The organism is Mesorhizobium sp. B2-3-15, assembly GCF_006442875.1.
In the GTDB taxonomy this organism is placed as follows: domain Bacteria; phylum Pseudomonadota; class Alphaproteobacteria; order Rhizobiales; family Rhizobiaceae; genus Mesorhizobium; species Mesorhizobium australicum.
Genome location: NZ_VFVO01000006.1, coordinates 76,274 through 99,606, shown reverse-complemented (window position 1 = coordinate 99,606; position 23,333 = coordinate 76,274). Strand labels below are relative to the sequence as shown.

Below are 23,333 nucleotides of genomic sequence, written 5' to 3'. Positions count from 1 at the left end.
CATGAACGAACGGCATGCCGGCGCGCCCGGTCAGGTGAAGGAAGTCACCAGCCTTGCCAATCCGCTGGTCAAGGACATCAAGGCACTTGCCTTGAAGAAATTCCGCGACCAGCAGAACGCCTTCATGGCCGAGGGGCTGAAGCTGGTCATCGATGCGCTCGACTTGGGCTGGCAGATCAGGACGTTGGTTTTCGCCAAGGCAGGACGCGGCAACGCGGCCGTGGAAAAGGTCGCGGCACGCACGGTCGCCGCCGGGGGCACCGTGCTCGAAGTATCGGAAAAGGTGCTTGTCGCCATCACCCGCCGCGACAATCCGCAAATGGTGGTCGGCGTCTTCTCGCAGAAATTCCTGGCCCTGAAGGACATCCGTGCCGACAATGGCGATGTCTGGGTGGCGCTCGACCGGGTGCGCGATCCCGGCAATCTCGGCACCGTCATCCGCACCGTCGATGCCGTCGGCGCCAAGGGCGTCATCCTGGTCGGCGACACCACCGATCCGTTTTCGGTGGAAACGGTGCGCGCCACCATGGGGTCGATCTTCGCCATACCGGTGGCCAAGGCAACGACGGAGGCATTCCTTGCCTGGCGCGGCGGCTTTTCAGGGCTGGTTGCCGGCACGCATCTGAAAGGCGCGGTCGACTACCGCTCGGTCGATTTTTCCCGCGGGCCGGTGCTGCTGATGATGGGCAATGAGCAGCAGGGCCTGCCCGAAAGCCTGGCGGCAAGCTGCGACAGGCTGCTCAGGATTCCGCAGGCGGGCCGTGCCGATTCGCTCAATCTCGCGGTCGCCACCGGCATCATGCTGTTCGAGATCCGGCGCGGCGCGCTGAAGCTCGAACCAATTTCGGACCAGCAATGAGGGTTGCCCAATCGTGAAATCATGGTCTCCCTACGCGCTGCTCGTCATCGTGGCCATTGCGCTCGACCAGTGGATAAAGACACTGGTCGAAGCCGGACTGCCCTTCCAGGAAAAGCTCGACCTCCTGCCCTTCCTGGCGCTGTTTCGCACCTACAACACCGGCATCGCCTTCTCGATGTTCTCCTCCTTCGGTGACATCGGCCTGGTTGTCATCGCGGTGCTGGTCGTCGCTTTCGTGCTTTACCTCGCCACGCGCACGCCATCGGGCCATGTCATCGCCCGCACCGGCTTTGCCCTGATCATCGGCGGCGCGCTGGGCAATCTGATCGACCGCGCCGTCTATAGCCACGTCATCGATTACATCCTGTTCCACACGCCGGTCTGGTCCTTCGCCGTGTTCAACCTTGCCGACGCCTTCATTTCGGTGGGCGCGGCCCTGGTCGTCTTCGACGAACTCATCGGCTGGCGGCGTGAACCCACGCCTCCGAACGTCAAGCCTTCCAAGGATTGACCCCGCGCGGCCATCGCCGCACAGTCACGCCAAGCAAGTTCGCGGAGAACAAGATGACCGAAACCTTCAAAGCCATCCTCGTTTCGCGCGATGCCGAGAAAAAACAGTCGGTCGCCGTGACCGATCTCACCGACGCCGATCTGATGGAGGGCGACGTCACCATCGCGGTCGAGGCGACGACGGTGAACTACAAGGATGGACTGGCGATATCGGGCAAGGCGCCGGTGATCCGTCGATGGCCACTGGTGCCGGGCATCGACCTTGCCGGCACCGTCATCTCCTCTTCCAATCCCGACTGGCGCAAGGGCGACAAGGTCATCCTGAACGGCTGGGGCGTTGGCGAAACCCATTTCGGCGCCTATGCCGGGCGCGCCCGCGTCAAGGGCGACTGGCTGGTGCCCCTGCCGGAGGGCATGAGCGCGCATGATGCCATGGCGGTCGGCACCGCCGGCTACACGGCCATGCTCTGCGTCATGGCGCTGGAGCGGCACGGCATCCTGCCTGAGCGCGGACCTGTCGTGGTGACGGGTGCTGCGGGCGGCGTCGGTTCGGTCGCGGTCTCGATCCTGTCCAGCCTCGGCTACCATGTCATCGCGTCGACCGGCCGCAATGCCGAAAGCCCCTATCTGATCAACCTCGGCGCCGCCGAGGTGATATCGCGCGACGAGCTCAACCAGCCCGCCAAGCCGTTGGCCAAGGAGCGCTGGGCCGGCGGCATCGATTCGGTCGGCAGCCACACGCTGGCCAATGTGCTGTCGATGACCTCCTATGGCGGCGCGGTCGCGGCCTGCGGCCTGGCCGGCGGCATGGATCTTCCGTCGAGTGTCGCCCCCTTCATCCTGCGCGGCGTCTCCCTGCTCGGCATCGATTCGGTGATGGCGCCGAAAGCCGTGCGCCTCGAGGCCTGGCGGCGCATCGGCTCCGATCTCGATGTGGACAAGCTCGCCAGCCTGTCCACGACCATCGGCTTCGACGGCATCATCGGTGCGGCACACGACATCGTCAACGGCAAGATCCGTGGCCGCGTCGTCGTCGACATGTGACCCGGTTCAGGGGTGGCAGGCGCCGGGCGGAATTGCCACATTGGCTGGCAAATCCGTCGCCGCCGGGCCAAAAACGCCCGATCCGCTAAAATTCGAACGATCCCCCGCAATTTTCCATAATCTCTGTCTGGCAAAGGATTTCGCATGATCGCGGAATCCGACAGCCAACAGGCCGACGCCGGCGACGACATCGATGCGGCATCGGTACAACCGCCGGTATCGGCGCGGCGGTTTATCGCCGCGCCGCCGCTTGTCCCTGATCAGCAACCGGCCAAGCGCGAAGGCCTGCCGATCCTGACCTTCGTTGCCGTCATGCTGCTGGCCGGCCTCTCATCCCTGACGGGGGCGCCAGTCTTCATCAGCCTTGCCTTGCTGGCAACCGGCCTTGCTGGCCTGGCCATGCATCTGCGCGCCAGACGCAGCGTACGCCGCACTGCCGTCCTGCTCGACGAAACCACCGCCCGTAACCGCGCCGAGATCGAGACGCTGGCCGACCGCATGTGGGAGATGCAGGAAAGCGAGGAGCGCTTTCGCGGTCTCATCGACGCGCTCGGCGATCTCGTCATCCATCGCGACCGCGACGGCTACATCGTCTACGCCAACAAGGTGTTCGCCGACCTCGTCGAAACCGATCCGCGCGATCTTGCCGGCAAGACGTTGGCCGAACTCGGCATCGAGGTCGGTATCGTTCCCGATGCGGCTTTCTCGGATCATGAATGCCTGAGTTCCACCGACGTTGCCATCCGCACGCCGACGGGCCCGCGCTGGTTCTCCTGGATCGAGCTGTCGGTGCGCGAAAAGGACAGCGGTGCCGTTTCGCATCGCGCCATCGCCCGCGACATCACAGCACGCAAGCGCGCAGAGTCGTCCATGATCACCGCGCGCGAGCGGGCCGAATTCGCGAGCCAGGCCAAGTCGCGCTTCCTCGCCGCCGTCAGCCATGAGATCCGCACGCCGATGAACGGCATCATGGGCATGGCCAGGCTGCTCGCCGACACCAGCCTTTCGCCGGAGCAGCAGACCTATGTCGGCGCCATCTCGACCTCGGCCAGCGCCTTGCTTGCCCTGATCGAGGACTTGCTCGATTATTCCAAGATCGAGGCCGGACGCTTCGATCCCGAACCGCAGCCCATGTCGGTGCGCGAGATCGCCGACAACATCATCGAATTGATGGCCGCGCGCGCCTTCGCCAAGAGCATTGGCCTTGGCTGCCATGTCGAACCGGATGTGCCGCAATTGATCACCGCCGATCCGGGCCGGGTCAGGCAGGTGCTGCTCAACCTCATCGGCAACGCCATCAAGTTCACCGACAGTGGCGGCGTGCTGGTCAGCGTCGCGCGCGCCCGAACCGAGACCAGCGACCGCATCTGCTTCACCATCGCCGATACCGGTCCCGGCCTGCGCGACGAGGACATGGAGCGCATCTTCGAGGAGTTTGAGCAGGCCGACGGCACCTCGACGCGCACGCATGGCGGTGCTGGACTGGGACTTGCCATCTCCAAGCGCCTGGTGGCCGCCATGGGCGGCACGATTTCGGTTTCCAGCCGGCTTGGCCAGGGATCGGAATTCGTCTTCGAGATTCCCGCCACATCAGCCACCGAGCCGCCGCAGGGCCGGTTGAACGCGCTTGCCGGGCGACGCGCCGTGATCGTCTCCAAGAACACCGTCGAGGCCGACGCCATCGCCCGCACCATCCGCTCCAATGGCGGAGCGGCCGGAATCGCCACCACCGTGGCTCAGGCCGCATCCTTTGCCGACGGCTGCGACGTGCTTCTGGTCGACGCGGCCATGGAAGAGAGTGACGGAAGGCTGCTCAAGCGGCTTCGCCAGTATGGGTTTTCCGATTGCGAAGCCGTCACGCTGATCGCACCCACCGACCGCGGCATGCTGGGCGAGTTTCGTGCCAGCGGCTACGCGACTTTCCTTGCCCGGCCAGTGCGCGGAGGAACACTTTTGCGTGTCCTTTTGAGCAGCCACGCACCGGTCCTGGCCCAGCCGCAGCCGGAAAAACGCCGCGCACCGGCGCTTCGTGCCTCAGGCGAACGCCAGCAGGGCCTGTCCGTGCTGATCGCCGAGGACAACGACATCAATGCCATGCTGGCCCGCGCGACGCTGTTGAAGGCCGGGCATCGCGTCAAGGTGGTCGGCAACGGCAAGGCCGCCGTCGAGGCGGTCACCGGTGCCGGCCACAAGCACCGCTTCGACGTGGTTCTGATGGATCTTCATATGCCCGTCATGGACGGACTGGACGCCATTGCCGCGATCCGCCGCCATGAAGAGGAGGCCTCCGTGCCGCCGGTGCCGATCATGGTGCTGTCGGCCGACAGCCAGGAAAAGACCCGCCATGCGGTGCTCGCCCACGGCGCCAGCGGCTTCGTCACCAAGCCGCTCGACCCCGATGCGCTGGTCAGTGCCGTCGAGGGCCAGGTCGCCGCTTGAGCCAGCTTTTTCCGGGGTGCGTGGCTGGTCAAGGCCGCCAAAAACCAGCCCATTTTCGGCGCCCGCGAACGCGACGCGCCTGGGGTCTTGTGACGCAACGTAGCCGGTTGACCGTTTTCGCCAGCCGACGAAGTATTGCCCGCGACGCCGTATCACGGTACTGTCACAATCCTGTTGCACCTACACCGTATCCCCGTGCCAAGAGGGATGGCTCGAAGGAGAATCACTCGTGCATACAGTTATGCCGGAATGTGACACTCGGCCGAACGCCAGCAGCGCCTTGCTCGCCGGACGTAATGTCGATTCCGTCATAAAGGGCGCGGCGCTCGGCCGTATCGGCAATCTCGAAGTGCGGCTCGCCCGCAACGAGGCCGAGATCGCGGCCGCGCAGGAAGTGCGTTACCGTGTATTCTATGACGAGCTTGGCGCCAGGAAGGATCTGTTCCAGGCGCAGGACCGCCGCGATGCCGACCGCTTCGACCCGCTCTGCGACCATCTGCTCGTCCTCGACACCACGCTTTCCGGCCCTGAGCACCGTCGCATCGTCGGCACCTATCGGTTGCTGCGGCAAGAAATCGCGGCAACCGCCGGAGGCTTCTATTCCGAAGGCGAATTCGAGCTGACCAAGCTCATCGCCCGCCATCCCAGCCAGCGCTTCCTTGAACTCGGCCGTTCCTGTGTCTTGCCGGAATACCGTTCGAAGCGCACCATCGAAGCGCTATGGCAAGGCATCTGGGCCTACATCAATCACTACGAGATCGGGGTGATGACCGGCTGCGCCTCGTTCCATGGCACCGTGCCGGCCGCGCATGCGGAGGCGCTCACTTATCTTGCCCATCACTGCCGCACCAACTCGGCCTGGGACGTGCGCGCTGTGTCCGGGCGCTATTGCTCCATGGACCTGATGCCGATCGAGGCGGTCAACACCAAGGCGGCGATCGCGGCGATGCCGCCTCTGGTCAAGGGCTATCTGCGGGTCGGCGCTCGCATCGGCGATGGTTGCGTCATCGACCGCGAATTCTCCACGGTCGACATTTTCGTCGTGATGCCGGTCAAGGAGATCGGTGCCCGCTACGTCAACTATTATGGCGGGGAAGCGCAGCGCTTCGCCGCGTGAGCGATTAGGCAGTAGTCAGTAGTCAAGACGACACGATTCGCGCTTCGGCGACTACTGACCACTCCCCTACTCCCTCTCCTCACGGAATGTCTTCCGGCCGCCGGCCGGGCCGGCTCTTGTAGGCTGGAAAGGTCCAGCCGAAACGGAGCGCGCCGCCGCGCACCGCGAACGCCGCGGCGAAGCCGGCCAGCTCTGAAACGATCGGCGGCAATCCTGTGACGTCGCCAGCCGTGAAGATGGCAGCGCCTGTGAGAGCGGCCGTAACATAGATTTCCGGCCTCAGCAGCACCGAGGGTTCGCCGGCCAGCAGATCGCGCAGGATGCCGCCGGACGTGGCGGTGAGCACGCCGGTGATGACGGAGACGACCGGCGAACCGGTAATGGCCAGTCCCTTGGCCGCACCCATCACCGAAAAAGCGGCCAGCCCGATGGCGTCGAGCCAGAGCAGCCATTTCCAGCGGGATTCGATACGGTGCGCGGCAAAGAAAACCAGCACAGCGGCCGCCGCGCAAATCAGCACGTAGCTAGAGTTGGCGACCCAGAAAACCGGCAGATTGAGGATGACGTCGCGAAGCGTGCCGCCGCCGATGCCGGTGACGCTGGCCAGGAACAGGAAGCCGATAATGTCGAGCTGTTTGCGCGACGCCGCCAACGCCCCCGTCGCCGCGAAGACCGCAACGCCGGCATAGTCGAGGAGGGCGATCGGGTTCATGGAGTGAGTAGTGAAGTAGTCAGTAGTGAATGGCAATTGGCAAAGCAGGCGCATACCCGGCCCAGTCCTTGCTACTCACAACTCTCTATCGCTACCCCACTAATCACGCATCCTTCTCGGCCTGCTCATTGACCGGCCCTGGCTCGACCGGCGCGTCGGCGGCGATTTTCGGACCACCCTTGGCGACGCCGACCATGGCCGGGCGCAGCACCCGCTCGCCGATCGAATAGCCCGGCTGCACGACCTGGACCACGGTGTTGGCCGGAACATCGGGATTGGGCACTTCAAACATTGCCTGGTGGAAATTGGGATCGAACTTCTCGCCCTCGGGAGCGAGTTTCTTGACCCCATGCCGCTCCAGCGCCGACAGCATGGCGCGCTCGGTCAGGTCGACGCCTTCGATCAGCGCCTTGAAGCCGGCATCCCCCGATGCCTTGGCCTCGGCCGGAATGGCATCCAGGGCGCGGCGCAGATTGTCCGACACCGACAGCATGTCGCGGGCGAAATTCGCCACCGCATAAGTGCGCGCGTCATGCACGTCGCGCGCGGTGCGGCGGCGCAGGTTTTCCATCTCGGCCGCGACCCGCAGCGCGCGGTCCTTCAGTTCTTCATTTTCCTTCAGCAGCCGTACAAGCGCTTCGTAGTCGCCATCGGTGCTGCCTTCCGTGCGCTCGGCATTGGCCTCGGCCGCCTCGGCTTCATTGGGCGTGCGTTCGTCTTTTGCCTGGTCGCTCATCGCCGTTTCCCGTCATCTCGAATGGTATGGATTTTGTGCCCGATATCGAGGTTCGCAGGCCAAAAATCAAGGGGAAAGCGACCGCAGGCGCCTGCGGCCTGACCAGGAAAGCACGATGGGGACGCCTCGATTTTAATTCAAATTTTACCGTACTTGCCGGCTTTGCTTGCCACGAGGCGGTGATGCGGGAACCATTCCGCTGCTGGGGGAGTTTCGGAGCCGACGCAGGATTTTTGAAATGATGACCCGCAACAAGCTTGAAAAAGGCGAAAGGCTCGCTGCGGAGGTTCGGCGCCAGTTCGGCGCCGAGGCAGTGACGCGCTTTCTGCGCACCTTGCCAGCCTTCCGCATCGAACCTGACATCCCGGACCGGTTTGAGCAATTGCTCGAGCATCTCGACCGGGTCGAGGATGGCGGCGCCGGCTGGCGACGGCAGTAGGACCGCCCGGGCTTTACGCGACAATTACGCACAGTAACTTTGCGTGATCCTTGGCTTGCGGTGGCGGCACACCCTGCCTATGCTTCCTGATGAACATGATTTCCCCCGAGGCAGCTGCCAACAGCAAGCGCGCCTGGCTCAAGATCCTGGCGCGCTACAAGAAGCCTGACAGGCGGCGTAGCACACTCGAACTCGCCATCACCCTCATTCCTTTCGCCACGCTGTGGGCTCTGTCTTCCGCTGCCTATGCCTATGGTCATTGGTGGGGACTGGTCCTGATCCTGCCCGCGGCCGGCTTCCTGGTGCGGATTTTCATGATCCAGCACGATTGCGGCCATGGCTCCTTCTTTGCCAATCGCATCGCCGATGACTGGATCGGCCGCGCACTGGGCATCCTGACGCTGACGCCCTACGACTGCTGGCGGCGTGCCCATGCCACCCATCATGCCAGCGCCGGCAATCTCGACGAACGCGGCATGGGCGACATCAGGACGCTGACCGTCGCCGAATACCGGCGGATGTCCTGGCGGGGTCGCCTGGCTTATCGCCTCTACCGTCATCCCCTGGTGATGTTCGGCCTGGGGCCGATCTGGCTGTTCATCTTCTCGCAAAGGCTGCCTATCGGCATGATGCGTGGCGGCCTGACGCCCTGGGTGTCGTCAATGACCACCAATCTTGGCATCGCGCTTGCCGCGGCCATCCTCATCTGGGTCATCGGTCCCGGCGCGTTCCTGATCGTCCATCTGCCGATCGTCATTCTCGCCGGTTCGGCCGGCATCTGGCTGTTCTATGTCCAGCACCAGTTCGAGGAGACCGAATGGGCGAAGGATGAGGAATGGGAGTTCCAGCGCGCCGCCCTGCACGGCTCGTCCTATTACGACCTCCCGCCGGTGCTGAACTGGTTCACCGGCAATATCGGCGTTCACCACGTCCACCACCTCTCCGCCAAGGTGCCCGGCTACCGGCTGCAGGAAGTGCTGCGGGATTATCCCGAGCTGCGCGGCATCGGCCGCGTCACGCTCCTAGAGAGCCTGCGCTGCGTCAAACTGGCCTTGTGGGACGAAAGCAGCCACAAACTGGTGTCGTTCCGCGAAGCGCGGATGGCGGCGTAGAGCATACCGCCGCGCCAGCGCGCGGCGGTATTTCCCAAACCTTTCTCAGGCCGCTTGCCGCTCGTCGCGCATCAGGATCTGGCCATGGCGGATCTCCGTGCCCAGCACCTTCAGGCATTCGCGGATGAAATTGGACAGGCCCGGCCAGCCCTTGGCCGAAACGAGATTGCCGTCGACATGGGCCCCGTTCGGCGCGACGTCGATATAGATGCCGCCGGCCAGCGTGACTTCCGGCTCGCAATAGTGAAGCGCCGCCACTTCCCTGCCCCGCACCACGCCGTCGACCGCGATCAGGATCTGCACGCCATGGCAGATGGTGAAGATCGGCTTGCCTGTCTCATGGAAGTGCCGCACCAGCGCCTGCACGCGCTTGTCGATACGGATGTATTCGGGACCACGCCCGCCTGCCGCGTAGACGGCATCGTACTGGGCCGGATCAACCTCGGAAAACGTCTTGTTGAGGATGTAATCGTGTCCGGGCTTCTCGGTGTAGGTCTGGTGGCCCTCGAAATCGTGCAGCGATGTCTTCAGCACATCGCCCGCCTTCTTGTCCGGGCAAACGACATGCACGGTATGGCCGACGGCATGCATGGCCTGTTCAAAGACGAAAATCTCGTATTCCTCGCTGAACTCGCCAACGAGCATCAATATCTTCTTGCCAGCCATTCCCGGTTCCTCCCTTTGTGGCTATTTATTTCGGGTCGCGAAATAACGGGGGTATCCTAAGGGCAAGATGCCGGGAGGAAAAGCGCAAATTGCACAATTGGTACGACCAGTTTTTCGAGTGAGAGGCCTTCGGCCTTGCTGGAAAAAGCGTCAGCTGTTGCGAAGGCGCCGCCAGGAATATTTCGGACCCTTGGTCTCCGTTATGGCGGCTGGCTGGTAATAAAGCCCCAACCCGCCGGTGCGGCCTTCTTCAAGGCGCTTCAAGAGCACTGGATTCGAGATCTCGAATTCATCGAAGCCAAGCCGCAGCATGTGCGGCAACGGGTCGACCAAGACCTGCCCGGTGGCACGCAGCGCGCCCGTGAAATGATAACGGCTGCGCAGCAGTTCGCCCTTTGAGAAGGAGCGGCCGTCGCCGAAAGCCGGGAAGGCCAGCGCCACCAGCGACAGCTGATCGAGCAGGTCGGCGATCTTCTCGAGCTGGTCGCCGGGCTGCAGCACGACGCCGAGCCGCTCCTTCGCCGAGCGGCGCACCTCCGGGTCGAGATCGAGGAACGCCTGCAGCGGCAAGATGAATCGGCCATTGCCGGAAAGCGCGTCGGCGCTCTCGGCATGGCTCCACTCGTCCTCGCGAAAACCCTCCGGGGTCCAGAGCCGTGTCTCCGGTGTCGTCGGTCCAGTCATCAAAATTCCTAAAATTCGAAGAGTTCGAGCGTGTGTTGAAATTCAGGTCAGGCTGTGTCGAAAACGGCGGCTTGCGAGAACCGGAGCGGAACGTACTTGAAGTCCGTGAGCACCGGAAGCGCAGGAAGCCGCCGTTTGCAGCCCGGCCTCACCTGAATGGCAACATACCCTATAGTGATGCGTCGGTCAGCGACACTTCCAGTCCCGACAGGTGAATGCCGCACTCGGTCTTGGCGTGGCCGGCCCAGCGGCCGCTGCGCGCATCCTCGCCCGGCTGCACCGGCTGCGTGCAGGGAAAGCAGCCAATCGACAGATAACCATAGGCGACCAGTGGGTTTTCGCGCAGCGCATGCGCGCGCATGTAGTCGGCCTGGTCCGACGTCGTCCAGTGCGCCAGCGGATTGATGCGGATGCGAGGGCCGACCGCCTCGAACACCGGAAGTGCGGCCCGTGTCGAGGCCTGGAACCGTTTGCGGCCCGTGAACCAGGCGCGAAAGGGTGCGACGCCACGTGCCAGCGGCTCGACCTTGCGCACGTCGCAGCAGGCATCGGTGTTGTTCTGGTGCAGATTGCCGGTCGGGTCGATCCGTTCGAGCGCCGCTTCGTCCGGCTTGATCACCCGGATGTTGGTCAATCCGAAATCGGCGACCAGCGCGTCGCGATAGCCGAGCGTCTCTTCGAAATGCTTGCCGGTATCGAGGAAGATGACCGGCAGCGTGCGGTCGATCTTGGCGATCATATGCAGCAGCACTGCCGAATCCGCGCCGAACGAAGACACGGCGGCGATCTCGTCGTGAAACAGATCGTTGGCCGATCGTTCGATGATCTCGATCGGGCTGAGATGACCGTAGAGCGCGTCAAACCCCGCCGCTTTGGCGGCGATGCCGTCATCGGCATCGGCAATATGGTCAAGCGGCCTTGGCTTCGCCAGCATAGAGCGCCTCCTTGAACGGCGCGGGACCGACACGGCGGTAGGCGTCGATGAATTTTTCCTGCGGGTTGAGCCGAAGGCCGAGATAGGTGTCGACGATCTGCTCGATGGCGTCGGTGATTTCTTCCGAAGAGAAGCCACGGCCGATGATCTCGCCGACCGAAGTGTTCTCGTCGGCCGAACCGCCCAATGTCACCTGGTAGAGTTCGGAGCCCTTCTTCTCGACACCGAGGATGCCGATATGGCCGACATGGTGGTGGCCGCAGGCATTGATGCAGCCGGAGATCTTCAGCTTCAATTCGCCGATCTCGCGCTGCCGCTCCAGCGAGGCGAAGCGGCGCGAGATTTCCTGTGCGATCGGGATCGAGCGTGCCGTCGCCAGCGCGCAATAATCGAGGCCCGGGCACGAGATGATGTCCGAGATCAGGTTGGAATTAGCCGTCGCCAGCCCGATGTCGACCAGCGCGTCATAGACCGCCTTGAGGTCGGCACGCGCCACATGCGGCAGGATCAGGTTCTGCTCGTGGCTGACGCGAAGCTCGTCGAAGGCATATTTCTCGGCAATGTCGGCGACCGCTTCCATCTGGCTGTCGGTCGCATCGCCCGGCACCTCGCCGATACCCTTGAGCGAGATCGTCACCGCCGCGTAGTCGGGGTGGCGGTGCGTCACCACGTTCTGGTCGAGCCAGTCCGAGAAGCCCTTGGAATCCAGCCGCGCCACCTTGACGGCAGCGTCGCCGTCCGGCCGCCCGGTCAGCGCCGGCGGTGCGAAATAGGCCTCGATCGCGCGGATGTCCGCCTCGGGCAGCTTCAGCTCCGCGTCCTTCAATTCCTGCCACTCGGCCTCGACCTGGCGGGTGATTTCCTCTGCGCCGGTCTCGTGGACCAGGATCTTGATGCGCGCCTTGTATTTGTTGTCGCGGCGGCCATAGAGATTGTAAACGCGCAGGATCGCCGTGCAGTAGGAGAGAAGGTCGGCTTCGGGCAAGAAGTCGCGGATCTTCCTCGCCACCATCGGCGTGCGGCCCTGGCCACCACCGACATAGACGGCGAAGCCGAGTTCGCCGGCGGCGTTCTTCTTCAGGTGCAGGCCGATATCGTGCGTCTGGATGGCGGCGCGATCGCGCTCGGCTCCCGTCACCGCGATCTTGAACTTGCGCGGCAGGAACGAGAATTCCGGATGCACCGAAGACCACTGCCGCAGGATTTCCGCATAGGGACGCGGGTCGGCGACCTCGTCGGCGGCAGCCCCGGCAAAATGATCGGCGGTGACATTGCGAATGCAGTTGCCGCTGGTCTGGATGGCGTGCATCTCCACGCTGGCCAGGTCCGCCAGGATCGCCGGAATGTCCGACAGCGCCGGCCAGTTGAACTGGATGTTCTGGCGCGTGGTGAAATGGCCGTAGCCCTTATCGTATTTGCGGGCGATGTGGCCGAGCATGCGCAACTGCTTGCCGTTCAGCGTGCCGTAGGGCACCGCGATGCGCAGCATGTAGGCGTGCAGCTGCAGATAGACACCGTTCATCAGCCGGAGCGGCCGGAACTGGTCCTCGGTGATCTCGCCGGACAGCCGGCGCTCGACCTGGTCGCTGAACTCGGCGACGCGGGCCTGGACAAAATCGTGGTCGAACTCATCGTAACGGTACATGCTTCGTCTTTCAGGGCGCGTCCGCCCGTTCACCTGGTGTCCTGGCTATGCCGCCCGCTCGGCCTGCTTGCCGAGGTCGTTGCGGATGGTCGGGCCAGCGGCGCGGATCTTCTCGCGCAGCCGCACCGGCTCGACAACGCCGTCGACGATGTCCGCGTCGATCAGATTGACGTCGACCACTTCATTGTCGGCATGGGCCTTGGCGCCGATCGCCTCCAGCCGATCCTCGGCCGCCTTGTCGTGGGCAAGGTCCGCATGGTCCACCGTCTCGGCCCAGCCGCCATCGGCGTACCACACGGCAATGCCGTCGCCGAGGCGATTGGCGGTCAGTATCTTCATGGCTGAACTCCCTCGGCGGCTGCTACGGGCACGCTCTCGTGCCTGTGTGCCGCGAGCGGCTCGGACCGCTCGAAATTGGCGCCGGCGACGGCGTCGCCGATGATGGTCATGACCGGGCCCGACAGATCGGCGCCCGCTTCCAGCGACGGCAGGTCGGCAAGCGTGCCGTGGAAGCGTCGGCGATTGGCGAGGCTGGCATTCTCGACCACGGCGACCGCCGTGTCCGGCGACAAGCCCGCCTCGATCAGCCGGCCAGCAACTTCGGCCGCGACCGAGCGGCCCATGTAGACGGCAACGGTAGCGCCGGAAATCGCGAGCTTGGCCCAATCCGGCAGTGAATTGCCCTTGAGATCGTGGCCGGTGGTGAACACCATCGAGGAGGAAACGCCGCGCAGCGTCAACGGCAGTTCGAAATCGGCGGCAGCGGCAAAGGCCGCTGTGACGCCTGGAACCACCTCATAGGCGATGCCGGCGTCACGAAGCGCGGCCATCTCCTCGCCGGCGCGGCCGAACACCAGCGGATCGCCCGATTTCAGCCGCACGACGCGCTTGCCCTGACGGCCGAGATCCACCAGCAGCGCATTGATTTCGGCCTGGCTCTTGGTATGGCAGCCCTTGCGCTTTCCCACCGGCAGGCGCTCGGCATCGCGGCGGCCCATGGCGACGATCGCCTCCGGCACCAGCGCGTCATGGACGATGACATCGGCCTCCATAAGCAGACGATGCGCCCGCAGGGTCAGGAGGTCCTCGGCGCCGGGACCGGCGCCCACCAGGGCGATGTGGCCGCGAATGGGCGCGTCGGACAACAGCAGATCGGTGGCGGCTTCGCGCGCCTGTGAAAATTCGCCGGCCTCGACGGCGCGTGCTGGCGCTCCGCCGAAGAAGTCGCTCCAGAAACGGCGACGTACATTGCCCCTGGGCAATCTCTCGGCGGCATTGCGGAACGACGCCGCAAGCGCTGCCAGTGGCCCGAGCGAGGGCGACAGCATGCGTTCGATGCGGCTGCGCAGCATCTGGGCAAGCACGGGGCCCGCGCCTTCGGTACCGATCGCCACGGCGACCGGTGCGCGGTTGACCAGCGCCGGAGTGAAGAAATCACAGAGGTCCGGCCGGTCGACGGCATTGACGGGAATGCCCAGCCGGCGCGCGTCGGCGGCGACGCGACGGTCGAGCGCCTCGTCGCCACTGGCGGCAAACACCATCACGGCGCCTTCAAGCTGCGAAGCATCATACGCGCCGGGCATATGGTTCGCGCCCGTCTCGGCGATGAAGGCCAACAGATCCGGTTCGGCATCCCCAGCGATGAAGTGCAGGACCGCGCTCGACTGGGCGATCAGCCGCGCCTTGGCCAAAGCCTCCTCGCCGCCGCCGACAATGGCCACGGCTTCGCCCTCGACCCGCATGAAGACGGGGAAGGCGTTGAGCTTGGTGGTGGCTTGCGACATGACAAAGCAGATCCGGGAACAGGGTCGCAGTTTTACGCCCAAGCGTAAAAAAGCAGAAGCAAAGCACTCGCGCATCCGGTGATGGCAGGCAATCGCTTTTCTGCAACCGCGAAGGGCAGGAGAAAAATATTCCATGCCCATGCACCGGGAGCGCCCGGGCTGCTGAAACGCGCCTTGATTTCAGGCACTTTTAGCTGCCGGCGACCGATCCCACAAAACAGTTTTTTCTAATTTCTACCAATTCAGTAGATTAAAGTCGTCCGGTGGTGATTTCGTCTTCAGCGCCTGTCTGCACGGCCACTCGGTCCTCCGTTCGGGTGGAACGTTGACGGGTCAAAATGCGTTCCCGGTATAGCCACCACTCAACAAGGAGCGTCCCTATGAACACGATCAAACTGAAGCATGGCATTTGGGTTTTGGTGGCCGACGGCGAAAAGGCGCTCCTGCTCAAGAACGCCGGCGACACCAAGTTTCCCAACCTTGAAGTCGTGCAGGTGATGGAACAGGAGAACCCGCCCACACGCGAACAGGGAAGCGACAGCCCCGGTCGATACAATGACGGCCCATCCGTGCATCGCAGCGCGGTCGAGGAGACCGACTGGCATCGCATCGGCAAGGAACGCTTCGCCGAGGAGATTGCCGCCCGCCTCTACAAGCTTGCACATGAGGGTGCATTCGACAGTCTTGTGCTTGTCGCCCCGCCCATGGTGCTCGGCGCGATGCGCAAGAAGCTGCATAAGGAGGTTGGCGACAAGGTGACGGCCGAAATCCCGAAGACCATGACCAACCACGCCATTTTCGAGATCGAGGCATTGCTGCAGGCAGCCTGACCACGCGCGGCGAAGGCGCCTATCGGGTCGCAGCACGGTCGCCACTGAACCCAAGCACCTGACCGGCAGTCACTCAGCTGCCGGTCAGGTTTTTGCCGTCTCGACGTTGATTCGCGGCTTTGCGGGTTGCATCGCCGACCCCCCGTCCACCATATTGCAAACAGGCGGCGGCTTAGGGCGGCGCATATCCGACATCGCTGGCTTGAAAGGCGCTCCATAGACAATGCCGCATGACACGCCCCTTATCGCCACCATCGTCGCCGGTCTGGGGCTGGCTTTCGTCTTCGGCGCCCTCGCCAATCGGTTCCGCATTCCGCCACTGGTCGGCTATCTCGTGGCCGGCGTGCTGGTTGGGCCGAACACACCCGGTTTTGTCGCCGACGCCGGCCTTGCCAACGAATTGGCCGAAATCGGCGTCATCCTCCTGATGTTCGGCGTCGGCCTGCATTTTTCGCTGAAGGACCTTCTGTCGGTCCGCGCCATTGCCGTGCCGGGCGCCATTGTCCAGATCGGCTTTGCCACGGCGCTCGGCGCCGGGCTGTCCTGGATGCTCGGCTGGTCGATGGGCGCGGGCCTGGTGTTTGGCCTGGCGCTATCGGTCGCCTCGACCGTGGTGCTGCTGCGCGCGCTTCAGGAACGCCGCTTGATCGAGACCGAGCGCGGCCGCATCGCCGTTGGCTGGCTTATCGTCGAGGATCTGGCCATGGTGCTGGCGCTGGTGCTGTTGCCGGCCCTTGCCGGCGTACTCGGCGGCCAGGAACAGGCCGATGCCCATTCGAGCGGCCTGCTGGCGCTGCCGGCCAGTTACGGCATCTGGGGTGTCGTCGGCATCACGCTGGCGAAGGTCGCCGCCTTCGTCGTCGTCATGCTGGTGGTCGGCCGCAGGGTCATTCCCTGGATCCTGCACTATGTCGCCCATACCGGGTCGCGCGAACTGTTCCGTCTCTCGGTGCTGGCAATAGCGCTCGGCGTCGCCTTCGGCGCGGCAAAACTGTTCGGCGTCTCGCTGGCGCTGGGCGCCTTCTTCGCCGGCATGATCATGAGCGAATCCGAGCTCAGCCACCGCGCCGCGGAAGAATCGCTGCCGCTGCGCGATGCTTTCTCGGTGCTGTTCTTCGTCTCCGTCGGCATGCTGTTCGACCCCCTCAGCCTGTTCAGCAACGGCCTGCCGATCCTGGCGACGCTGGCCATCATCGTCATCGGCAAGTCGCTGGCGGCGTTCGTCATCGTCGTCGCCTTCGGCTATCCGCTGGCCACGGCCTTGATGATTTCGGCCAGCCTTGCCCAGATCGGCGAATTCTCCTTCATCCTGGCCGAACTCGGCGTCGGGCTGAAACTTCTGCCCGAACAGGGACGGGACCTCATCCTGGCCGGCGCCATCCTGTCGATCGTGCTCAACCCGCTGATGTTCCTGGTCATCGACTGGATGAAGCCGTGGCTCGAGGCCCGCGCCGCCAGGACGGCGCCGCCGGCGGACGCCAAGCCGGTTGCCCCTGCGACGGAACCGGGCCATGTCGCCTCGGTCGCCGTAGCGCCCAAAAAGGAAGACGGCCCGCCACCAAGGACGGCGCTCACCGGTCATGCTATCCTGATCGGCTACGGCCGCGTCGGCGGCCTCGTCCGCGCCGCGTTGAAAGAAGCAGCAAGGCCTTTCCTGGTCATCGAGGATGCCGACAAGACGCTGGCGAAGCTGAAAACGGACGGCATCGAAACCGTCGCCGGCAACGCCGCCAACGCCGAAGTCTTCGCCGCCGCCAATCCCGAAGGCGCCACGCGGCTGATCCTTGCCATTCCCAACGCGTTCGAGGCCGGCCAGATCGTGCTGCGGGCACGCGCCGCCAATCCCAACATCAACGTCGTCGCCCGCGCCCATTCGGATGCCGAGGTCGAGCATCTCAAGGGGCTCGGCGCCGATACGGTGATCATGGGCGAACGCGAGATCGCGCGCGGCATTGTCGAAGAGGTGCTTGGCCACAAGCCGCGGGTCGCTGAACCGTCCGCTGCCTAAGCCGGCGCTGCCCACAGGCGCGTTGATCAAGCCACGAATGAACTGCGAAGGCTGTTGTCACCCTGGCCAGATTAGCGGGCCTTGGCTCGACCAGTTCACACGTGCTGGCCGCCATTGATGTGGATTTCCGAGCCGGTCACGTAGGACGCTTGGCTCGAGCACAGGAAGAAGATGATGTCGGCGACCTCAGCCGTGGTGCCCAGGCGCCGCAGTGGGATGGTCTCGACGATTTTTTCCGTGCCCGGCGACAGGATCGCGGTGTCGATCTCGCCTGGCGCGATGGCGTTGACACGGATGCCGTGCGGGCCGAAATCATGCGCCATCTCGCGCGTCAGCGAGCCGAGCGCGGCCTTCGACGTCGCATAGGCGGTGCCGGCGAAGGGATGCACGCGGGTGCCGGCGATCGACGTCACATTGACGATCGAGCCCTTGGCCGCCGCCAATTCCTTGAATAGGCCGCGCGCCAGCATGATCGGCGCGAAGAAATTGACCTGGAACACGTCGCGCCAGACATGCATCGGCGTGTCGATCGAGTTCATGCGGCTGTTGCCGTCCTTGAGCTTGGGCGAAATGCCTGCATTGTTGACCAGCGCGTGCAACTGGCCACCATGTGCTTCCAGCCGATGGCGGATTTCCGAGACCGCGATGCCGACATCCTCCTGGTCGGCGAGATCGACCTTGATGTGATCTTCCGGCCCTGCCGGCCACGGACAATCCTCGGCAAAAGCCTGGCGCGAGCAGGTGATGACGCGCCAGCCCTCGCGCGAAAAGCGCTTGACGGTGGCATGGCCGATACCGCGGCTGGCGCCGGTCAGCACGATGGTTTTTCTGGTGTCGGTCTCGGTCATGTCGCGGTCTCCGGGCTGGACATGTAGCCGAATGCCGCCGAGGTGGCGAGAGGCGGATTGACGCCGCCAGCCGGCTGCTCAGCCGCCGCCAAGGATATCCAGGATCGACGTCTGCCGTTTCTTGAGCCGACCGCCGACGCTGCCTGGCGGCACCGGATGTCCGACCGAAGCGGTGGTGCCGTCATCCGCCGGCATATCGAAGCCATCGGCATCGACGGTCTGGGCAGGCCGCGCCGCACGGACCGGCGCTGGCGTCGCCTGTGTCGCGGCCTGCGCGGCCGGCGCCTGCTGGCCGACGGACGCCGACGGAACCGGTGCCGGCTGGTTGTTGCTGGCCGAGGGAATCTCGTCCGGGACGATGGTGTCGGCCGGCGTCGATTTCCAGGTGCCGGGCAGCGGCCGCGCCGGCAAGCCCTCATGCGCGGCGACCATGAACTCGTGCCAGGCCTGCGCCGGCAGCGCGCCGCCGGTGACCTTCTTCATCGCCGTGCCGTCATCATTGCCGAACCATACGCCGGTGGTCAGATTGGCGGTGTAGCCGACGAACCAGGCGTCGCGCGAATTCTGGCTGGTGCCGGTCTTGCCGGCCGACGGCCAGGCGAAAGCCGCCTTCCTGGCGGTGCCGACCTCGACCGTGCCGGTCATCATCGAATTCATCATGCCGACGATCTCGGGCTTGATCACGCGCGGTGCGCTGCCGCCGGCGCTGTCGTAGAGCACCTTGCCGTCTGACGTCGTCACGCGGCGGATGAAATGGATGTCCGGCTTGTAGCCGCCATTGGCGAAGGGCACATAGGCCGAAGTCAGCTCCAATGGCGTCACTTCCGAGGTGCCGAGCGCGATCGAGGTGTTGGCCTGCAGGTCGGACTGGATGCCCATGCGGTGCGCGGCTTCCACCACCGCGTTCGGGCCGACTTCCATGGTCAGCTGCGCGGCAACCGAGTTCAGCGATTTTGCCAGCGCTGTCGCCAAGGTGACCTTGCCAAAGTACTTGCCGCCGTAATTGTCCGGTGTCCAGTTGCCGATCTTGATCGGCGCATCGTTGCGGATGCTGTCAGGCGTGCGGCCGGCCTCAAGTGCCGCCATATAGACAAACGGCTTGAACGCCGAGCCCGGCTGCCGGCGCGCCTCCGAGGCACGGTCGAACTGGCTGGTCGAATAGTCGTAGCCGCCGACCATGGCGCGTACCGCGCCGGAATCGTCGATCGACACCAGCGCGCCCTGGGTGACGTTGAGCTTCTTGCCGCTGTCGTCGATCAGCCGGCGGATCGATTTTTCGGCGAGCTTCTGCAGGTTCAGGTCCACGGTAGAATCGATCACGATATCGCCGCGCACGTCGCCGATCAGGTCGGGCAATTCTTCCATGATGGTGTCGGCGACATAGTTTTCCGAACCGGTCCAGTAGGATGGCGAGCGCGTCGCCGGCGCGCTGAGCGCCGTTTTCAGCTCCTTTTCGCTGATTTTGCCCTCCTCGCGCATGGCGCCGAGCACCAGCTGCGAACGCTCCTCGGCGGCCTTGGGATCGCGCGCCGGCGACAGCCGCGAGGGCGCTTTCAAGAGGCCGGCAAGCAGGGCGGCTTCGGACAGCGTGACGTCGCGCGCGCTCTTGCCGAAATAGCGCCGCGAGGCCGCCTCGACGCCATAGGCGCCGGAGCCGAAATAGACCCGGTTGAGGTACATTTCGAGTATCTGGTCCTTGCTGTGCTTGTGCTCGAGCCATAGGGCCAGCAGCACCTCCTGCACTTTACGCTCCAGCGTACGATCCGGCGTCAGGAAGAGGTTCTTGGCCAATTGCTGCGTCAGCGTCGAACCGCCTTGCGAGAAATGCCCGCCGATGAGGTTGGTGACCATGGCGCGCGACAGGCCGATCGGATCGACACCGAAATGCGAATAGAAACGGCGGTCCTCGATGGCGATGACCGCCTCGGGGATATAGGGGGACATTTCGTGCAGGCCGACCGCCTCGCCGCCGCTCATGCCGCGATTGGCCAGCAATTGCCCATCGGCCGAGACGATCTTGATGTTGGGCGCACGATCGGGAATCGACCAGGTCGTGGCCGCCGGCATCTTGGCGCCATAGTAGATGACGACGCCGGCCACCGCGATGCCGCCCCAGATGGCGAGCACGAAGCACCAGTAGAACAGCCGGCCGAGCACGCCGAACAGCCCGCGCCCGCCTCCGCCGCGCCTCCCCCGCGACGATTTCGCCTTCGATGATTTGCGTTTGGCGGAGGCTTTGCGGTTGCTCGGCACGACGCGGTCCTCCTCGCTCACCGAAAGACCCGTCTGGGATCTCGCTCGCGGCGGTCCCTCGAAGCTGGGCTCGATGCGACTGTCTCTGCGGTTCGCCATGCGCTGCGCTTGATGTCCCCGGTGCCAATGGCGCTCGGGTTGAAGAGTAGATGCGGCGATTTAAGGGCGGGTTAAGCAGGCCTTCGGCCAAACCTCTGAATTCCGTTAGGAATTTGTTAATCCTCTTCTCTCCGAAGCCTGGCTCGATCCCCGAGCCTGCCGTTCCGACAATCGACGCCGGCGGATAGAAGGCCAGCGCCTGCTCCTCGCAGGTGACCGCAACGACATTGTTCGAGCGGTCGACGGACCCCGACCCTTCTAGATCGGCTCGAACTTCACATCCAGATGGTCAGGACCCGCAGCTTGCCGCAACAAGGCGACAAGTTGTTCGCGCCTGTCAACCGGCTGCCTTCGCCAGTTCGAGGCATTGGTTACATGCAGCCAGCCGTCGACCGACATGAAGAAATCCTCGTGCTCGTCATCGCCCTCGCCGCAGCGCAGCAACTTGTTCTCGGTAAATCTGACCAGCGCCTGGTCGATCGTGCGGTAGAGCAGCGGCCAGTTGCCGCCACCCGAGTCCATACGGAATTTGTAGCTCGGCGCGAAATCCAGCCGCTGCCGCAACAGGCTTCCGTCGAAAAAACAGAAGGCGGGCCACAAGAACCAGCCGCCCGGCGTCGGAGTGTCGCGCCGGACACTGCCGTAAACGCTCTTGCCCTTCAGCCGGTCGCGGATTGAAAAAGATTCCGTCGGAAAGATGTCATGGTCGATGAAGCCGAAGACCTTCGGGGCCAAGCCGGTCATGAAATTGCGCACGATCCAGTTGAGCGCCTGGCCGTGCGATCTGCTGACCGTCAGCCTGTTCCTCGGCAACGCTACATAGGGGACGTGCTGGCGCAGGCAGAGGTCGCGGATGGCTTCCCTCGCCTCCTCCTTCTTGCTGTTGTCGAAGACGATATAGCTCTCGTGCTCGGCCAGGTGTCGGCGCACGAGGTGGATCTGCCATGCGATCACATCAGGCCGGTTGAAGGCAACGCTAGCGACGACCGCGTCACGGAACGATTGCTGTCGTCCCTGCAATTCGCTAACCGGCGCGGATGTCCTCAGGAAGCGAAAAGTCCGCCAGTAATAGCGCAGCAACGCCTCGCGTCGTGGCGGCCGGTTCAGCCTCTCCCATTCCGCCACGGTAATCCTGGGCCGCTCTCCGCTCTGCCACGCGTCGGAAGCCCCCATGTCACGCTCCTGGATCCCGGCGGGTTCAGTTCTGCTGGATTGAAATGCCCTTGTCGTCGATCTTGAGTTCGACGCCTTTCGGCCTGGCCTGCTCGCGGTAGACGTAGGCGCCCAGCGCGACGACCACGACGATGAGCGCGCCAATGATGAGATAGAGCGTATTCTGCTTCATGGCGCGCCTTTTGTCGTGCCGAACCTCAGGCTCGTTTCAGCACCCTGACCAGAACCAAAAGGATGATGGCGCCGATCGTGGCGTGGATTATGGAGGCGATGATGCCACCACCGATCGAGAAGCCGATGCGCGGAAACAGCCAGCCGGCGATGAACGCGCCGATAATGCCGACGATGATGTTGCCGATCAGGCCGAAGCCGAAACCCGAAACGATGAGACCGGCGAGCCAGCCGGCGATGGCACCGATGAGGATGAAGACGAGAAGGCTTTCGACGCCCATGGCGGGTTCCTCCGTGCAAGAGGGCGGGTGCGGAGCGGAAGGCTCCGAATCGGCCCCGATATCAACGGCTTCAGGCTAGTCGAAAGCAGCCGGCCTCGCCAGCGGCGCTCACTGGTCGTCGTCGTCGCTGGCAGCGGGCCGCCAGCTGGTCGGCTCGACCTTCTTCTGCGTATGGCTGTCGGTGTAGACCCACCAGCCGCCGTCGCGGTATTGCGCTAAGGATTCATTGAGGACTCCGTCGCTGTCCTTCCAGGTGACGGTGACCTTGGAGCCATCGGTCGGCGCGCTCGATATCGGTTTTCTGTCCGCCATCTCATCCCTTTTCTCAGCTGTGAGCGAAGATATCCTCTTCGTCCCAACCCATCAGGTCAAGCTTGGCCCGCGTCGGCAGGAAGCGGAAACAGGCGTCCGCCTCCTTCGTGCGGCCCTCGCGCGCCAGCCGTCCCGCCAGCGCATCGCGCAAACGATGCAGATAGAGCACATCGGAGGCGGCGTATTCGAGCTGTTCGGGCGACAGCGTTTCGGCCGCCCAATCCGACGATTGCTGCGCCTTGGACAGACCGATGCCGAGAAGCTCGAAACAGATGTCCTTCAGCCCGTGCCGGTCGGTGTAAGTGCGCGTCAGCCGCGAGGCGATCTTGGTGCAGAACACCGGCTCGGCCATCACGCCAAACGCATGGTAGAGCACGGCGAGGTCGAAGCGACCGTAGTGGAACAGCTTGGTCACCCTGTCGTTTGCCAGCAGCTTGACCAGGTTTGGTGCTTCCTTCTGGCCCGGCGCGATCTGGATGACATCGGCGCTGCCGTCGCCAGGCGAGATCTGCACCACGCAGAGCCGGTCTCGGTGCGGGTTGAGGCCAAGCGTCTCCGTATCGATCGCCACCGCCGCGACATCGTAATGCGAAAGGTCGGGCAGATCGTTTTTATGGAAGCGGATATCGCTCATCGTTTTCTCCGGGTCGCGGCGTTACCCGTCCTCGCCGCGATCC

24 protein-coding genes are annotated in these 23,333 nt (G+C 64.1%); 9 read left to right on the top strand and 15 right to left on the bottom strand.

Going from position 1 to position 23,333, the window contains the following annotated elements; all coding sequences use genetic code 11:
* Nucleotide 1 precedes the first annotated feature (1 nt).
* From FJ954_RS14025 to FJ954_RS14005, 5 genes are all read left to right on the top strand, one after another.
* Nucleotides 2-859: an RNA methyltransferase gene (locus FJ954_RS14025; protein WP_015315708.1), complete on the top strand. Its 858-nt coding sequence runs from the start codon at nucleotides 2-4 to the stop codon at nucleotides 857-859.
* Nucleotides 860-872: 13 nt separating this feature from the next.
* Complete coding sequence (gene lspA / locus FJ954_RS14020) at nucleotides 873-1,370, top strand: signal peptidase II (protein ID WP_140661703.1); 498 nt, start codon at nucleotides 873-875, stop codon at nucleotides 1,368-1,370.
* A gap of 53 nt (nucleotides 1,371-1,423) precedes the next feature.
* Nucleotides 1,424-2,413 carry an MDR family oxidoreductase gene (locus FJ954_RS14015; protein WP_140661702.1) on the top strand — a complete coding sequence of 330 codons (990 nt, stop codon included), beginning with the start codon at nucleotides 1,424-1,426 and terminating at the stop codon, nucleotides 2,411-2,413.
* 144 nt (nucleotides 2,414-2,557) lie between these two features.
* Nucleotides 2,558-4,852: a PAS domain-containing hybrid sensor histidine kinase/response regulator gene (locus tag FJ954_RS14010; protein ID WP_140661701.1), complete on the top strand. Its 2,295-nt coding sequence runs from the start codon at nucleotides 2,558-2,560 to the stop codon at nucleotides 4,850-4,852.
* Between the two features lie 241 nt (nucleotides 4,853-5,093).
* Nucleotides 5,094-5,969 carry a GNAT family N-acetyltransferase gene (locus FJ954_RS14005; protein ID WP_041163320.1) on the top strand — a complete coding sequence of 292 codons (876 nt, stop codon included), beginning with the start codon at nucleotides 5,094-5,096 and terminating at the stop codon, nucleotides 5,967-5,969.
* 79 nt (nucleotides 5,970-6,048) lie between these two features.
* On the opposite strand, the gene FJ954_RS14000 is transcribed toward FJ954_RS14005, so the two are convergent.
* Both FJ954_RS14000 and grpE read right to left on the bottom strand, forming a co-directional pair.
* Nucleotides 6,049-6,681: a trimeric intracellular cation channel family protein gene (locus tag FJ954_RS14000; RefSeq protein ID WP_140618884.1), complete on the bottom strand. Its 633-nt coding sequence runs from the start codon at nucleotides 6,679-6,681 to the stop codon at nucleotides 6,049-6,051.
* Between the two features lie 103 nt (nucleotides 6,682-6,784).
* On the bottom strand, nucleotides 6,785-7,417 hold the full coding sequence (grpE, locus tag FJ954_RS13995) for a nucleotide exchange factor GrpE (RefSeq protein WP_015315702.1): 633 nt from the start codon (nucleotides 7,415-7,417) through the stop codon (nucleotides 6,785-6,787).
* Between the two features lie 238 nt (nucleotides 7,418-7,655).
* On the opposite strand from grpE, the gene FJ954_RS13990 reads away from it, so the two are divergent.
* Nucleotides 7,656-7,856 carry a hypothetical protein gene (locus tag FJ954_RS13990; protein ID WP_140661700.1) on the top strand — a complete coding sequence of 67 codons (201 nt, stop codon included), beginning with the start codon at nucleotides 7,656-7,658 and terminating at the stop codon, nucleotides 7,854-7,856.
* A gap of 89 nt (nucleotides 7,857-7,945) precedes the next feature.
* On the top strand, nucleotides 7,946-8,968 hold the full coding sequence (locus FJ954_RS13985; RefSeq protein WP_140618886.1) for a fatty acid desaturase: 1,023 nt from the start codon (nucleotides 7,946-7,948) through the stop codon (nucleotides 8,966-8,968).
* 45 nt (nucleotides 8,969-9,013) lie between these two features.
* Here FJ954_RS13985 and FJ954_RS13980 read toward each other — a convergent pair whose 3' ends face one another.
* The 6 genes from FJ954_RS13980 to cysG all read right to left on the bottom strand — a co-directional run bounded on the left by FJ954_RS13980 (nucleotide 9,014) and on the right by cysG (nucleotide 14,681).
* Complete coding sequence (locus tag FJ954_RS13980; RefSeq protein ID WP_015315699.1) at nucleotides 9,014-9,634, bottom strand: DJ-1/PfpI family protein; 621 nt, start codon at nucleotides 9,632-9,634, stop codon at nucleotides 9,014-9,016.
* 150 nt (nucleotides 9,635-9,784) lie between these two features.
* Entirely contained in the window at nucleotides 9,785-10,318 is a 534-nt protein-coding gene (locus tag FJ954_RS13975) for a DUF934 domain-containing protein (RefSeq protein WP_140618888.1), read from the bottom strand.
* A gap of 169 nt (nucleotides 10,319-10,487) precedes the next feature.
* Nucleotides 10,488-11,252 (bottom strand): phosphoadenylyl-sulfate reductase, encoded by a 765-nt coding sequence (locus FJ954_RS13970; RefSeq protein ID WP_140661699.1) that lies wholly within the window; start codon nucleotides 11,250-11,252, stop codon nucleotides 10,488-10,490.
* On the bottom strand, nucleotides 11,227-12,897 hold the full coding sequence (locus FJ954_RS13965) for a nitrite/sulfite reductase (RefSeq protein WP_015315696.1): 1,671 nt from the start codon (nucleotides 12,895-12,897) through the stop codon (nucleotides 11,227-11,229). The genes FJ954_RS13970 and FJ954_RS13965 overlap by 26 nt, the downstream gene beginning before the upstream one ends.
* Before the next feature lie 45 nt (nucleotides 12,898-12,942).
* Nucleotides 12,943-13,236 carry a DUF2849 domain-containing protein gene (locus tag FJ954_RS13960; protein WP_015315695.1) on the bottom strand — a complete coding sequence of 98 codons (294 nt, stop codon included), beginning with the start codon at nucleotides 13,234-13,236 and terminating at the stop codon, nucleotides 12,943-12,945.
* The gene (gene cysG, locus FJ954_RS13955) at nucleotides 13,233-14,681 is read right to left on the bottom strand and encodes a siroheme synthase CysG (RefSeq protein WP_140661698.1); all 1,449 of its coding nucleotides are present in this window, start codon (nucleotides 14,679-14,681) and stop codon (nucleotides 13,233-13,235) included. The genes FJ954_RS13960 and cysG overlap by 4 nt, the downstream gene beginning before the upstream one ends.
* A gap of 380 nt (nucleotides 14,682-15,061) precedes the next feature.
* Between cysG and FJ954_RS13950 the strand changes: the two genes are divergently transcribed.
* Nucleotides 15,062-15,511, top strand: a complete 450-nt coding sequence (locus FJ954_RS13950) for a host attachment protein (RefSeq protein ID WP_015315693.1) — start codon at nucleotides 15,062-15,064, stop codon at nucleotides 15,509-15,511.
* A 223-nt stretch (nucleotides 15,512-15,734) separates the two neighbouring features.
* The gene (locus FJ954_RS13945) at nucleotides 15,735-17,519 is read left to right on the top strand and encodes a cation:proton antiporter (RefSeq protein ID WP_140661697.1); all 1,785 of its coding nucleotides are present in this window, start codon (nucleotides 15,735-15,737) and stop codon (nucleotides 17,517-17,519) included.
* Nucleotides 17,520-17,614: 95 nt separating this feature from the next.
* Here the strand turns inward: FJ954_RS13945 and FJ954_RS13940 are convergent, their stop codons facing one another.
* The 7 genes from FJ954_RS13940 to FJ954_RS13910 all read right to left on the bottom strand — a co-directional run bounded on the left by FJ954_RS13940 (nucleotide 17,615) and on the right by FJ954_RS13910 (nucleotide 23,290).
* Nucleotides 17,615-18,367 carry an SDR family oxidoreductase gene (locus tag FJ954_RS13940; RefSeq protein WP_140661696.1) on the bottom strand — a complete coding sequence of 251 codons (753 nt, stop codon included), beginning with the start codon at nucleotides 18,365-18,367 and terminating at the stop codon, nucleotides 17,615-17,617.
* A 78-nt stretch (nucleotides 18,368-18,445) separates the two neighbouring features.
* Nucleotides 18,446-20,719 (bottom strand): transglycosylase domain-containing protein, encoded by a 2,274-nt coding sequence (locus FJ954_RS13935; RefSeq protein ID WP_140661695.1) that lies wholly within the window; start codon nucleotides 20,717-20,719, stop codon nucleotides 18,446-18,448.
* 258 nt (nucleotides 20,720-20,977) lie between these two features.
* Nucleotides 20,978-21,892: a hypothetical protein gene (locus FJ954_RS13930; RefSeq protein WP_140661694.1), complete on the bottom strand. Its 915-nt coding sequence runs from the start codon at nucleotides 21,890-21,892 to the stop codon at nucleotides 20,978-20,980.
* 25 nt (nucleotides 21,893-21,917) lie between these two features.
* Nucleotides 21,918-22,064, bottom strand: coding sequence for a hypothetical protein (locus tag FJ954_RS13925; RefSeq protein ID WP_140661693.1), 147 nt, complete (start codon nucleotides 22,062-22,064; stop codon nucleotides 21,918-21,920).
* A gap of 25 nt (nucleotides 22,065-22,089) precedes the next feature.
* Nucleotides 22,090-22,344: a GlsB/YeaQ/YmgE family stress response membrane protein gene (locus FJ954_RS13920; protein ID WP_015315687.1), complete on the bottom strand. Its 255-nt coding sequence runs from the start codon at nucleotides 22,342-22,344 to the stop codon at nucleotides 22,090-22,092.
* Between the two features lie 108 nt (nucleotides 22,345-22,452).
* Nucleotides 22,453-22,656, bottom strand: a complete 204-nt coding sequence (locus FJ954_RS13915) for a hypothetical protein (protein ID WP_140661692.1) — start codon at nucleotides 22,654-22,656, stop codon at nucleotides 22,453-22,455.
* A 13-nt stretch (nucleotides 22,657-22,669) separates the two neighbouring features.
* Nucleotides 22,670-23,290 (bottom strand): ribonuclease D, encoded by a 621-nt coding sequence (locus tag FJ954_RS13910; RefSeq protein ID WP_140661691.1) that lies wholly within the window; start codon nucleotides 23,288-23,290, stop codon nucleotides 22,670-22,672.
* Between the last annotated feature and the right edge of the window lie 43 nt (nucleotides 23,291-23,333).